The 12,819-nt window shown below is 50.4% G+C and carries 14 protein-coding genes, 3 tRNA genes and 1 rRNA gene; 11 read left to right on the top strand and 7 right to left on the bottom strand.

Annotation, left to right across the window (positions count from 1 at the left end):
* Nucleotides 1–240 precede the first annotated feature (240 nt).
* Entirely contained in the window at nucleotides 241–1,452 is a 1,212-nt protein-coding gene (locus EYA77_RS01805; protein WP_042700776.1) for a bifunctional 5,6,7,8-tetrahydromethanopterin hydro-lyase/3-hexulose-6-phosphate synthase, read from the bottom strand.
* Between the two features lie 148 nt (nucleotides 1,453–1,600).
* Here EYA77_RS01805 and EYA77_RS01800 point away from each other — a divergent pair, with 148 nt between their 5' ends.
* Nucleotides 1,601–2,230: a DUF47 domain-containing protein gene (locus tag EYA77_RS01800; RefSeq protein WP_042700778.1), complete on the top strand. Its 630-nt coding sequence runs from the start codon at nucleotides 1,601–1,603 to the stop codon at nucleotides 2,228–2,230.
* A 7-nt stretch (nucleotides 2,231–2,237) separates the two neighbouring features.
* Nucleotides 2,238–3,437 carry an inorganic phosphate transporter gene (locus EYA77_RS01795; RefSeq protein ID WP_042700780.1) on the top strand — a complete coding sequence of 400 codons (1,200 nt, stop codon included), beginning with the start codon at nucleotides 2,238–2,240 and terminating at the stop codon, nucleotides 3,435–3,437.
* Between the two features lie 77 nt (nucleotides 3,438–3,514).
* Here EYA77_RS01795 and rbr read toward each other — a convergent pair whose 3' ends face one another.
* Complete coding sequence (rbr, locus tag EYA77_RS01790) at nucleotides 3,515–4,057, bottom strand: rubrerythrin (RefSeq protein ID WP_042700781.1); 543 nt, start codon at nucleotides 4,055–4,057, stop codon at nucleotides 3,515–3,517.
* 106 nt (nucleotides 4,058–4,163) lie between these two features.
* Nucleotides 4,164–4,766, bottom strand: coding sequence for a PH domain-containing protein (locus EYA77_RS01785; protein WP_042700811.1), 603 nt, complete (start codon nucleotides 4,764–4,766; stop codon nucleotides 4,164–4,166).
* Between the two features lie 35 nt (nucleotides 4,767–4,801).
* Here EYA77_RS01785 and EYA77_RS01780 point away from each other — a divergent pair, with 35 nt between their 5' ends.
* From EYA77_RS01780 to EYA77_RS01740, 9 genes are all read left to right on the top strand, one after another.
* Nucleotides 4,802–5,047, top strand: coding sequence for a hypothetical protein (locus EYA77_RS01780; RefSeq protein WP_143745006.1), 246 nt, complete (start codon nucleotides 4,802–4,804; stop codon nucleotides 5,045–5,047).
* A gap of 63 nt (nucleotides 5,048–5,110) precedes the next feature.
* Nucleotides 5,111–5,286, top strand: a tRNA-Trp gene (locus tag EYA77_RS01775).
* A 44-nt stretch (nucleotides 5,287–5,330) separates the two neighbouring features.
* Nucleotides 5,331–6,128: a hypothetical protein gene (locus EYA77_RS01770; protein WP_095642212.1), complete on the top strand. Its 798-nt coding sequence runs from the start codon at nucleotides 5,331–5,333 to the stop codon at nucleotides 6,126–6,128.
* A 114-nt stretch (nucleotides 6,129–6,242) separates the two neighbouring features.
* Nucleotides 6,243–6,950, top strand: coding sequence for a UMP kinase (gene pyrH, locus EYA77_RS01765; RefSeq protein ID WP_095642213.1), 708 nt, complete (start codon nucleotides 6,243–6,245; stop codon nucleotides 6,948–6,950).
* Nucleotides 6,951–7,028: 78 nt separating this feature from the next.
* Nucleotides 7,029–7,103, top strand: a tRNA-Pro gene (locus tag EYA77_RS01760).
* 7 nt (nucleotides 7,104–7,110) lie between these two features.
* Nucleotides 7,111–7,761 carry an endonuclease III gene (gene nth, locus EYA77_RS01755; RefSeq protein ID WP_042700789.1) on the top strand — a complete coding sequence of 217 codons (651 nt, stop codon included), beginning with the start codon at nucleotides 7,111–7,113 and terminating at the stop codon, nucleotides 7,759–7,761.
* A gap of 5 nt (nucleotides 7,762–7,766) precedes the next feature.
* Complete coding sequence (locus EYA77_RS01750) at nucleotides 7,767–9,149, top strand: MFS transporter (RefSeq protein WP_209314977.1); 1,383 nt, start codon at nucleotides 7,767–7,769, stop codon at nucleotides 9,147–9,149.
* The gene (locus EYA77_RS01745) at nucleotides 9,146–9,643 is read left to right on the top strand and encodes a phosphopantetheine adenylyltransferase (protein WP_042700793.1); all 498 of its coding nucleotides are present in this window, start codon (nucleotides 9,146–9,148) and stop codon (nucleotides 9,641–9,643) included. The genes EYA77_RS01750 and EYA77_RS01745 overlap by 4 nt, the downstream gene beginning before the upstream one ends.
* Nucleotides 9,628–10,104: a pyridoxamine 5'-phosphate oxidase family protein gene (locus EYA77_RS01740; protein ID WP_167815681.1), complete on the top strand. Its 477-nt coding sequence runs from the start codon at nucleotides 9,628–9,630 to the stop codon at nucleotides 10,102–10,104. Before EYA77_RS01745 ends, EYA77_RS01740 begins: the two co-directional genes overlap by 16 nt.
* A 4-nt stretch (nucleotides 10,105–10,108) precedes the next feature.
* On the opposite strand, the gene EYA77_RS01735 is transcribed toward EYA77_RS01740, so the two are convergent.
* The 4 genes from EYA77_RS01735 to rrf all read right to left on the bottom strand — a co-directional run.
* Nucleotides 10,109–11,776, bottom strand: coding sequence for a formate--tetrahydrofolate ligase (locus tag EYA77_RS01735; protein WP_095642216.1), 1,668 nt, complete (start codon nucleotides 11,774–11,776; stop codon nucleotides 10,109–10,111).
* 289 nt (nucleotides 11,777–12,065) lie between these two features.
* Nucleotides 12,066–12,139 (bottom strand) — tRNA-Thr (locus EYA77_RS01730).
* A 68-nt stretch (nucleotides 12,140–12,207) separates the two neighbouring features.
* Nucleotides 12,208–12,513 (bottom strand): ferritin family protein, encoded by a 306-nt coding sequence (locus EYA77_RS01725; RefSeq protein WP_042700813.1) that lies wholly within the window; start codon nucleotides 12,511–12,513, stop codon nucleotides 12,208–12,210.
* A gap of 201 nt (nucleotides 12,514–12,714) precedes the next feature.
* Nucleotides 12,715–12,819, bottom strand: a 5S ribosomal RNA gene (rrf, locus tag EYA77_RS01720); the annotation flags it as partial.

Raw genomic sequence — 12,819 nt, 5'->3', positions numbered from 1 at the left:
CACCCCATAATTAGAAAAATATGTGATACATTGAAGATTTATTCTGAAAAGTAAGTGACTCGCGAGAGAGTTTATCATGGCTTTTGAAAAATGCTTAGGGGCATTCATTATGTGGCATTTCCACTAACTGTCAAATTCAGGTTTTGAACGGATCATCTCTGAAGACGTATACGTGTCTTTCGGAGAAACAGAAACGATAAAAAAATATACTGGCGGCAAAAAGCCGCGGGTATGACCGGCTTAGAAATCGGTCATGATACGGAACTGATCGATCTCTTCCGAATCGAGTTCCTCAAGGAAGCTTTCTGCTGCATTCTTGATATCCTTGCTTGCGGTGATCGCTCTGCCGACAACAACGATATCTGCTCCTGCTGCGAGAGCTTTCTTCACGACCGGCTGACGGATACCGCCTGCAGTCGCGACAAGGATCTTTGCATTATAGGTTTTTGCAACTTCCTTAATCTTCATGATGTCACCCCAGCTGTAATCGCCGCACGATTCCTTATCGATCGCACGGTGCATCTCAACATACTGCGGGAGAAGTGCCGCGCCGCCCATCTTGCCAAGGGACGCGATAAGCTTTGCAGGCTCTTCGACATTCAGCATATCGATGATCGCGTAGATACCGCACTTCTTTGCCTCTTTGATGAAGGCTGCGATGGTCTCGACCGGAGCGAGACCGGAAACGACTGCGGCATCTCCGCCGGCGTTCGAGACCATGCGTGCCTCAAGATTGCCCGTATCCAGGGTCTTCAAATCGGCAACGATGAAACAGTTCGGACGGATCTTTCTGATCTCATTGATAACACTGAGACCGAACTGTTTGATCAGCGGGGTGCCTGCCTCGAAGATGACGTGATCGTTCTGCGGAACGCCGGTCAAAACACGCTCGACCTGTTTCATATCGACAAGATCCATAGCGACCTGGAGGTACGGCGGGTTCCACAGACGCTGGACCTTGAATCCCATAACGCCGTGGGCTGCTCTGTCCTTCTCTTTCAGAACAGTGGCTACGTCCGGGAACTTGTCAAGCGCGCGGGATAGTGCGAGGCGCGTTGCTCCATAGTTGAAACGGTAGAGTTTATTGAAGTCTTTTGCCGAGGGGTCGATGAAAACACTTGCAACAATGACGTTTTCCTCAACATCCATTCCCTCAAAGACGCCGTCTTCCAATGCATCTGCTATTGCTTTGGAAACCGCCGCCTGTGCGGGACCAAAGATCTGGGTAACCTGCTCGGTGTGTTTGAGCGTTACTTTCGGAACGATCAGAACTGCCGGTTTTGGCAGGAGGTTGGGGCGGATAACGCCGAGGAGCGGAGTGTGACCGGCAGAAAGCTGCGTCAGACCATTTGCGAATGACATGCCGACCGGGCCGTTTTTATCTCCGATCATAAGGTCGATGTGAGCGAGTTCCGCTCCATCGCCGACGAGTGCTTCACCAATTAAGAACATAGGTATAATCTCTGCAGTAGTGTTTGCGTCGGGAGCGTATAAAGACTTCATTCAACAACCAATAGGGGATATAGCTTCCCTATATTTCATATATGATAACCTTGATGTAAGATGCCAGACGAATGTATGTATTACTCAGGGGTAACTGATGGGTCTAAAAAGCATAATCGTACCGCAGGACAAGATTTTTTTTGAACTGTTTGAAGAACAGGCATCCGTTGTCTGCACCGCGGCTGAGCTGCTTGTCGATATATTTGCCGACTATACGAATATCGAGGAAAAATACCGGAAGATGAAGGAGATCGAGCATCAGGGAGATGCGATCGCCCACAGAGCCTATGATGAACTGAACCGGACGTTCATTACTCCTTTTGAACCCGAAGAGATCTCCCGGCTTGTTACCGCGCTGGATGATGTGATCGACTACATCGATGACGGGGCGCGAATGCTTCTCATCTATGAAGTGAAAAAGACGGATCAGTTCATGATCGAGTTTGCAAAATGCATCAGGCAGGCGGCAGATGAGATCAAAACAGGCATCAGCGGTCTTCGCACGCTGAAAGACACCGAGACGATCAAAGGCTGCTGCATCGAGATCAACCGGCTCGAGAATGTGGCGGACGAGATCCTTTCCAACGCGATCAGGAATCTGTTCAAATCCAATGATCCGGTCGATATCATCAAACTCAAGGATATCTATGAACACCTGGAGATCGCAACCGATAAATGCGAAGATGTTTCCGATGTATTTTCCGCGATCCTGATCCGTCATACGTGAGTAAAGCATGGATACAGTCACGTTTATTGTTGTTATTCTCGGGATCATCATCGCGCTCGCGTTCAACTTTTCGAACGGGCGAAACGATGCGTCCAATGTTGTTGCAACCGTAGTTGCGACCCGCGCACTTTCCCCGAGATATGCGATCCTGCTCGCATCGGTCTGCTGTTTTGCAGGCCCGTTTATTTTCTCGACCGCAGTTGCGAAAACTATTGGGAAAGGGATAGTAAATCCGGAGATCTTCACCCCCATTCTTCTTTTGATCGGCCTTTGCGGAGCTGTTTTCTGGGTGAACTTCTGTTCGAACTACGGCATCCCGGTCTCTTCTTCGCATTCTCTTGTGGGAGGTCTGATGGGTGCAGGGATGGCGGCCGGCGGTCTTTCGGTCGTGAACTGGCCGACAGCGGAAATGGCGATTGGGATGGTCTATTATCTGATCATTGGGGCGATCATTGGAGGAGCCCTGATGACGATGATCGCACTGATCTTTAAGGATTCGGTAAAACTGTTTCTGATGATCGGTGCGGGCGTCGGGGCTATAATCGCAGTTCCGATTGCGATGATGCTGGGGATTTTTGTTTTTTCAGGGCTGATTGCGATTCTTTTGTTCATCTGTGTATCACCGATCCTCGGGCTGCTCGTTTCATATGCGTTTACGACGATCTTAACCCGGATCACGGCGAAGCGTTCCTCGCACCCTATGCTGCTGAACAAATGGTTTCAGCGGGCGCAGGTTCTGGCGTCCGGGTTCCAGGCGGCGAGTCTTGGCGGAAACGATGCCCAGAATGCGATGGGTATCATTCTCGCGATTTTGATCTCGACGGGGCTTGTTGCTTCGAACGGAGAGCTTCCCCTCTGGGTGATCCTTCTTTCAGGCTTTGCGATCGCCGCAGGAATCATGTCAGGGGGCTGGCGTGTCATAAAAAAAATGGGATCAGGGATCACGAGGATCCTGCCGTATCAGGGCTTTTCCGCGGCAGTTTCCGGCGGAGCCGTTTTGTCTTTTATGACATCGTTTGGAGTTCCTGTCTCAACGACGCATGTAGCGAGCGGAACGATCATGGGTACCGGGATGACACGCGGTGTCGGGGCAGTAAACTGGGGAACTGTTCGTCAGATGGTAACTGCCTGGATCATTACGATCCCGTGTGCGGCGGCGGTTTCATTCCTGGCATACATTATTTTGTCACTGATATTCGGGTTCTGAATATCAGTTCCTTTTTTTGATCAGCTTTTATAACGATCCGATCCGGTAAGGAGCGCGAAAAAAGAGAGGGGAAAGGTTCAGTAGTTGGTTTTTCTGATCTCAAAGTATGCCTGCGGGTGTTTGCAGACCGGGCACTCCTCAGGAGCTTTCTCGCCGGTATAGATGTGACCGCAGTTTGCGCAGTGCCACTGCTGTTTCTCCGGGCGGGCGAAAACTTTGCCGAGCTCGATGTTGGCAAGCAGTTTTCTGTACCGTTCCTCATGGGATTTTTCGATTATGGCGACGCCGGCGAAAAGTTTTGCAAGTTCCGGGAAGCCTTCCTGCGCGGCATCTTTGGCAAATCCTGCATACATGTCAGACCATTCATACTTTTCACCGTCTGCCGCGTCTTTGAGGTTTGCAATTGTATCGGGCACTGCGCCGCCGTGGAGAAGCTTGAACCAGAGTTTTGCGTGCTCTTTTTCGTTGTTTGCGGTCTCTTCGAAGATATCGGCGATCTGGTTATATCCCTCTTTTCGTGCCTGAGAGGCATAATAGTTGTACTTGTTTCGTGCCTGTGACTCACCGGCAAACGCGGTCTGGAGGTTTGCTTCGGTTTTGGTACCTTTTACGTTACACATACTTTGTATTTAGGCAGATAGGGTAAAAAGGGTTTCGTCAGGGGCATTTTTGAAAAAAAAGGGAGAGCATGATCGGACAGCTCTGTGATACGGAGGTTAGCCGAGATTATTTTCTCTCTGCTTCCAGAAGCTTTCGAATTGCCGTGACTTCGGCAAGAAGTGCCTGCATATCTGCAGGAGCAGAACGTCTGCCGAAATCCACACCGGTCGCCGCAGGACTTGGAGCATTGCCGCGAACAAAATCCATGATCATTGCACGGAGTGGTTCGGGATCGGCGATGCCTTCCAGCTGGATCTCGGCCGAGCTCTTTCCTGCGTTTCCGCCGGCAGTCTCGATCTTTAAATTCGAGATCCCGAACATCCGCATGACCGGACCCTGAACGATATCCACATTCGTGATGCGGTTATAGGGAACGATTCCGGTTTTTCTAAACCAGACACCGCGTTTCCAGGTCATCTCCGTATCATTCAGGTGATACACGACCGAGACATAATACAGACGCGACCAGATCAGAACGAAGATCACGATTCCAGCGAGAACTCCAAGAGAGATCTGACCGATCAGAACAAAAACCGGCTCTCCCAATGCAACGAAATAGACCCAGCCAACACAGCATGCCCAGATAAGAATAACTGCCGCTACGCTTGCAAGCGCCAGATACGAAGTATACTTCGCCTCCGGTTTAAAATTTTCACCGAGTTTAACCATCAAAATCAGATAGACCGGCAGATACAATAAGGTTTGTGAGAGACAATTACATAATCGTGAACGAGAAGCTGGAACATGATCCGGATTTCACCGAAGAAGAGCGTGTCGAGTTTGAACGGCTGGAAAAGGAACATCCCTACAAAGAGATCGAAGAAGAGATCATCCGCGTGCCAGTTCAGCAGAAAGCGGCTGCCGACACAAAACACGATCTCCTCTACCTTCTGATCTTCATCATCGTGATGGCAGTATTCCTCGTCATCATCTTCATCACCCAAATCTAAGGCTCCGATCAGGAAACACAACGCTTAAATTGCTATACGCTGAATTTGTATAAGAAAGCTGGCGGGGTCGTGGCCTAGTCCGGAATGGCGACGGGCTCCAGCGGTCTTAGCGTATGATGAACTATCGGGTCTACTGATTTGATGATGACCCGCTGGAGCACTGATCTAATCACTGCTCTTGAACATGTTCGCTTGTCGGAGAGACCCGTCGATCGTGAGTTCAAATCTCACCGACCCCACGTTTTTCGAAACTCTTTTCTCTGCACCTTGCATAAAATAGCGCATGCGACTCCTGCATCTCCTGATCATCGGACTTTTTATCTGTACTGCGGTCATCTCTGCAGGCTGTGTCGACACACAGGAAACATCACAGAAAAAAGCAGTATCCGAAGCAGTATCCCTGACGAACCATTCACTGAGCGAAAACGCAGAGTATATGATCCAGGCGGGCGAAGAGATCGCCGGCGGCAAAACAGATGCGGATACGTCTAAACAGGTGCTTGCCGATCTGTATCAGAGATCCCCGCTCGCCCAGACGATCCTGTATGCAGACGAAAATATGATCGTCGTCTCCGTCTATCCCGATATCATCCGCTCTTCTGTAGGGTCGGATCAGAGCTCATACGGAACCAACGAAGCCTACTACAGCGGAAAAACGGTCGCCCTGACAAAATATCTGCATCTTGACGACGGAACAAACGCCTCGGTCCTCTCAGCACCGGTCTATGCTGAAGGAAAATGGAAAGGATACATCTCCATGTCATTCGACAGCTCAAAACTTTTTGGCGGCATCGAACGGCATCTCTTCGAGAAATACGGCTATCATCTCTGCGTTCTCCAGACCGACGGCAACCAGATATATGATTATGACCTGGGCGAACGGGGCAAAAATATCCTGACCGATCCGTCTTACCCCGAAGATGTCAAAGCAGCAGCTTTGGAAGTATGCCTGGAAAAACCCGGCACAACGGAATATACCTACCAAAAAACCGGGGCGAATGAATCTGTTCACAAAACCGTTGTCTGGGATACTCTTGAGTTCGGCGGACAGATCTGGCGCGTTCTGATCCTCGCAGAGTGACACTCCCGATATATTTTTTTACGTGAATCGAATTCTTTCACAACAGACGTTCCTGCAGCTCTCTGAACACACACTACATATATGTCGGGAAGGAACACATAACTAGGACAATTTATGACGAGGGTTGTTATTTCAGTAGGAGGATCGGTCCTAGTACCGTCACTTGACGCGCATCGCCTGAAAGAATGGGCTGAATCACTGATACACCTCACCAAAGCCGGCATCCAGATCTTTGCCGTAGTCGGCGGAGGAGGAGAAGCACGGAGATACATCGATGCCTGCAGGGATATCGGGCTGGACGAAGCCTCATCAGATGAGATCGGGATCCAGGTCACCCGGATCAATGCCGCGCTTCTTATCGGCGCTCTCAAAGATTATGCCTATCCGGTCGTTGCCGAATCCTACCGCGAAGCAAAGACCGCAGCCATTTCCGGAAAGATCGTGGTGATGGGCGGAGTTACACCCGGTCAGACCACCGACGCCGTGGCAGCAGTATTAGCTGAAGAAGTCGGGGCCTCAATGATGATCAATATGACCGCGATCGACGGAATATATACCGCAGACCCGAAGAAGGATAGAACAGCAAAGAAGCATGATCTCCTGAGTCCCCAGGGACTTATCGATCTGATCATGAAAGAAAAAATGTGCGCCGGATCCAATATGGTCATCGACCTCGTTGCAGCGAAGATCACCGAACGAAGCTGCATCCCTCTTGTTGTGATTGACGGACGAAAACCCGAACTCATCGAAAAAGCCCTCCTCAATGGCGAATTTGCCGGGACCGTCGTCGGCGAGACGATGATCCGCTTCCCGATCGTATAAATATCATCAGATCAGGATCCGCAAAGCACCATACACATCACTTTTTAAGGAAGAACACTAATAGTATTGGGCAACAGGGGGGTGGTAGGGTAGCCTGGTCCATCCTAGAGCGTTTGGGACGCTTTGACCCCAGTTCGAATCTGGGCCACCCCATTTTTTTATGAATCAGCAAACTGCAGAATCCATTCTCGAAGAGTTGTACCGCCAGTATCCCTGTGATGCGGATGATATGAACTTCCTGAAATTCAGAAACCCTTTTGAACTGCTTATCATGACCATCCTCTCGGCGCAGACGACCGACCGCACCATCAACGGTCTGCGCGATGAGCTTTTTTCCGCATATCCGGATGCTGCCGCTCTTTCATGTGCAGATCCCGCAGATGTGGAGCGGATCATTCACTCTGCCGGGTTTTACCGGGCGAAAACCAAAAACATCATCGGCGCGGCAAAAATGCTGGAAGAAAAGTTCGGCGGTGTCGTTCCAAAAACGATACCGGAACTGATCACCCTCCCCGGTGTTGGAAGAAAAACCGCCAACATCGTCACCAATCACGGATTTCATGACGCCTGCGGCATCGCTGTTGACACGCATGTTAGAAGGCTCGCGAAGAAGATCGGGTTTACCCAACACACCGACCCTGATAAAATCGAGACTGATCTTATGACCCTGTTTTCAAAAAAGTGGTGGAGTAAGATCAACTTTCTTCTGATAAGCCATGGAAGGGCGGTCTGCACCGCAAAAAAGCCCGACTGTATGAAATGCATAATCAGGCATAACTGCCAATCATATATCTGCAGAGGTGAAGAGTGACAGAAATGAGTATTCAGGAACGGAGAATGATTCTCTTCGCAACATCAATGGGATCGTTCCTCAACCCGATGATCGCAACGATGGTCATCCTTGCCCTTCCGGCGATCGGACTTGAGTTTGGCGTATCGGCGCGAGATCTCGGGTGGATGAGCACGGCATTTATTCTGGCAACAGCTATTCTTTTGGTCCCGGCATCCCGTCTTGTTGACCGGATCGGGTACAAAAAATCCTATATCATCGGGGCGCTCATCGTCGGGATCTCCTGTTTGTTCTCGATATTTGCACCGGATTACGCAACTCTGATCCTTTTGCGGATCGTCGCCGGCGTTGGCTCGGCATTTGTGATGATAACCGGTCTTGCGATCCTGACGCGGGTCTATCCGGCAAATAAACGCGGTATGGTTATCGGCGTCAATACGGCAATGGTCTATGTCGGCGCATCCCTCGGCCCTATCATCGGCGGATTTTTGACCGAGTATGCAGGATGGCGCAGTCTTTTTCTGCTGATGATCCCGCTTCTCCTGATATCAGCACTCCTCATGGCGGCATTTCTCAGGCAGGAGTTCAAAAATCCCTGGAAATCCTTTGATATCAAAGGAACGATCCTATATGCAGCTGCGATATTCTGCACGATGTACGGGCTTTCCACCATCACCGACCAGGGATCCCTGCTCCTCGCGCTAGCGGGAGTAGTCCTCATTGTCATCTTCATGTGGTACGAACGCAAAGTTGCAGAACCGGTCCTTCATGTGGATCTGTTCTTCAAAAACAAACGGTTCGCACGCTCGTCTTATACAGCGCTCCTGAACTACGGCTGCACATACGGTTCGGTCTATATGGTAAGTCTGTATCTTCAGTCGGTGGGCGCGCTGAGTGCAGTGGAAGCAGGGTTCATCATCTTTTTCCAGCCCCTCATCCAGGCAGTTATGACGCCGATCGCAGGAAAACTTTCCGACCGGTTCGACCCTCGGTATCTCGTTACCTTCGGCATGGCTCTCTCGGCGATAGGAGTCATTCTTCTTGCCGGACTCGGTCTCACTTCGGCCGTTTCCTACATCGCGGTCACGCAGGTATTCATCGGACTTGGTTCGGCTCTGTTCTCGGCGCCGAACACCAATGCGATCATGAGCGCGGTCCCGCAAAAAGAATACAGCTCGGCATCGAGCATCGTCGCGGTGATGAGGCAGCTTGGGATGATCCTTTCGATGGCCGTCTGCATGGCAGCGATCTCCGTCTTTGTCGGCGGTCTGGATATGCTTGGACCTGACATGTATCCGCAGTTCGTCCAGGCTCTGCAGATCTCGATGATCGTCTGTTCCGGACTTGCCGTGATCGGGATCATCTTCTCATGGTTCCGCGGGAACGCCCCGGCGGAGGCAGCCGTATGAAGGTGATGGTCGGGGGAACATTCGACCCCCTGCACATCGGACATCAGCATCTCCTGACAAGGGCATTTATGACCGCAGGGCCGGGGGGTCATGTGGTTATCGGATTATCCTCGGATTCTTTTGCTTCCCGAAAACAGCATCCGGTAAGAAGCTATGAAGTTCGGTTCGCAGAGCTGACCAACTGGATCGCCTCGAAAAAATTTGAAGCGACCTATGAGATCGAGGAGCTCTTCGATCAGTTCGGCAGTGCCCTGACCCAGGACTTCGATGCACTGGTCGTAAGTCATGAGACGTTCCCGGTAGGAAATCTCATCAATGCGAAGAGGAAGGAAATGGGGAAGAATATGGTTGACCTGTATCAGATCCAGTGTGTTATGGCAAAGGACGGAAAAGTGGTCTCCTCCACGAGAATCTACCGCGGGGAGATCAACAGATACGGAGAGCCTGTCTCTGAAGAGATGTTCTCGGGAGCCGAATCATGCAGAAAAGAATGAAGGATCATCTGTTATCGCAGGAAGAGATCGCATTTCTTCTTGAAAATGCTGCCAGCGGCGTTCTTGGAACTCTGGATGCGGACGGATATCCGTATTGTGTCCCGGTGCATTTTGTGTATTTGAACAACAAGATCTGCATCCATGGGCTGAGCGCCGGGGAAAAAATCGGGAATATTCTCAGAAATCAGCGGGCAGGCTTTACTGTGTACAGGATGAACGGGCTTTTGTACAGCGACGATGCGAAATCACCGTGCAGTGTGAACACCGATTACCAGAGCGTGGTGGTGAAAGGCACTGCCGTTCTTGTTGAGGAGATTCAGAGGAAGCGTGATGTCCTGCAGGCGATCGTAGAAAAATATACCCCGGATCTTGCCGCTCTTTTGATCCCGGAGAACGCCGTGATGCAGACCTCGGTGATAGAGATCACACCTCAGATCTGCACAGGCAAATATTATCAATAAAAAATTAGAAGAGACCGGATATATATCCGTCATTGTTAACATCGATCGAGCAGGCCGCGGGCACAGCAGGAAGTCCCGGAAGAGTCATGATGTCGCCGGTCTCGACGACGATGAATCCGGCGCCGTTGCATAGACGGACGGAGGCAGCGCTGATCTTGAAGTTTTTCGGACGGCCCAGTTTGTTTGGGTCATCTGAGAGCGAGTACTGGGTCTTTGCCATGCAGATAGGAAGACCGCTTCTTCCGAGAACTTCGATATCTTTGATGGCCGCATCAGCTGCCGGTGAGTAGACGACATCGTCTGCTCCGTAGATCCGGGTGGCCAGAATACTGATCTTCTCTTTTATCGGCATATCCAGGTCATAGAGATACTGGAACTTCTGCGGTTTTTCACAGGAGGCGGCGACCTTTTTCGCGAGTTCGATACCTCCGTCCCCGCCTTTGGCGAAAACTTCGGAGATCGCGAACTCTGCGCCCTGCGCCGTGCAGAATTCTTTGAGGAGTGATAGTTCTTCATCAGTATCGGTGGAGAAACGGTTGATCGCCACAACGACCGGGACGCCGAACTTCTGAAGGTTCTGGATGTGGGCTTCGAGGTTGACCATTCCTGCTTTCAGTGCGGCTGTGTTCGGGATCGTGGTGTCCTCTTTCTTTACGCCGCCGTTGTATTTGAGAGCGCGGACGGTGGCCACCAGGACGACGGTGTTGGGAGTCAAGCCGGCGTATCTGCATTTGATGTCAAAGAACTTTTCCGCACCAAGGTCGGAGCCGAAGCCAGCTTCTGTGATGACATAGTCTGCCATTTTGAGCGAGAGTTTCGTCGCACGAACCGAGTTACAGCCGTGAGCAATGTTTGCAAACGGTCCGCCGTGAATGAAACACGGGGTGTTTTCCAATGTCTGGACAAGGTTTGGTTTGATGGCGTCTTTGAGAAGCGCAGCCATTGCTCCGACAGCTTTGAGGTCCCGGGCATACAGGGGAACACCTTTTCTGCTGTATCCGAAGATGACCCTGCCTAAACGTTCTTTGAGATCGTCAATATCATCTGCAAGACAAAGGATCGCCATGACTTCACTCGCGACCGTGATCATGAAATGATCTTCACGCACAACGCCGTTGGTCTGACCGCCGAGTCCGATGATGATGTTTCGCAGAGCGCGGTCGTTCATATCCAGACAGCGTTTGAAGATAATGCGCCGCGTGTCAATATCGAGAGCATTGCCCTGCTGGATATGGTTGTCGATCATGGCGCACAGGAGATTGTTTGCGCTGGTGATCGCATGGAAGTCTCCGGTGAAGTGGAGATTAATGTCTTCCATCGGCACGACCTGTGAGTATCCTCCGCCGGCAGCTCCGCCTTTGACACCGAAGACGGGACCTAAAGATGGTTCACGTAAAGCAATCACTGCTTTTTTACCGATTTTCGGCATTGCCTGACCGAGACCGACGGTAGTTGTGGTCTTTCCTTCTCCCGCAGGAGTCGGGTTGATAGCCGTGACCAGAATGAGTTTGCCATTTGGTTTATTTGTCAGACGTTTCTCGAGAGAGTCGGCCAGTTTGGCTTTGTACGAGCCGTAGAGTTCGAGCTCGTCCGGCGAAATATCCAGAGATGCGGCGATCTCAGTGATCTTTTTCATTTTGCACTGCTGTGCAATTTCTATATCAGATAGCAAGTATAGTTCACCCCGGGGAGTCATAGGTGATTGCCGAAGCGTTGTCACCCAATGTTGATAACTACTCTTAAACTTATTTCTTATAAAGGCATCTAAGCAGTAATGCAGAAACAGGTTTATTTTTTGCGCGCAGAAGAGATAAGACAAATCCTTGGCGAAGCGGCTGATTTCACGTAAAGACGGAGATGAGGAGGGTAGGATGAATAATTCGGCCGGTTAAAGAAGAGAGATGATCGGCAGTGATGGATGATCTGCAGAATGTAGCTGGTCAGTAAAATAATGAAAATGAAGCCTCAGGCGAGATTTGAACTCGCGACCTGCTGATTACAAATCAGCCGCTATGCCGGGCTAGGCCACTGAGGCACAAAAAGTGCTTTTACTTATAGGCGACGGGAGTTATAATAGTTTACGAAAAGAGATAGGGGAGATGTTCAGCCCCGGAGTTTTTCGATCTCTTCTTCGACTTCGTCAGCGCCTTCCTGATAGAAGTCAGATTCTTTTGGATCGAGTTCATAGAGGAGTCTGAGGAACTCGCCAGCGTGAACTTTTTCTTCGTCAGCGATGTCTTCGAGGACTTCGATCGCAAGTTTGTTGTCTATTGATTCGGCTAGCTGCTGATAAAGCTGGATCGCTTCGTATTCAGCTGCGATCATGAAGCGAATGGCGCGAACCAGTTCGTCATGTGTGAGTTTCCGGTTTTCTTTTAATCCGGCAAAGGGGTTTCCAAAGTCTGGCATGCAATAATGTATCGTTTCATACCTGATAAAGATATGAGATATGCGGATAATGTCAGCATAATTCCCCCGTTCTTTCTTCTTGTATGCAGGATACCCCGGGGTATCCGGATAGAAGACGAAAGAAGAAGGGACGACAACCAAAACATGAGAGCTTGCGCTCAACACAAAAAAACACAAACAAACTATTGCAAAAGAATAAGGGGGGTGCAGCGTTGACCAGTTCCCGAGAATTCGCATATCTCAGTACAATGACCGACGCAAGAGAGCTTAACTGCCGGGTTCGGAATGGGTCCGGGTGGAACCTCT

It is taken from the genome of Methanocorpusculum sp. GPch4 (assembly GCF_012062385.1).
GTDB classification, from domain to species: Archaea; Halobacteriota; Methanomicrobia; order Methanomicrobiales; family Methanocorpusculaceae; genus Methanocorpusculum; species Methanocorpusculum parvum.
Note: the sequence above shows the minus strand (reverse complement) of the source record. Positions and strands in the feature narration are given on the sequence as shown.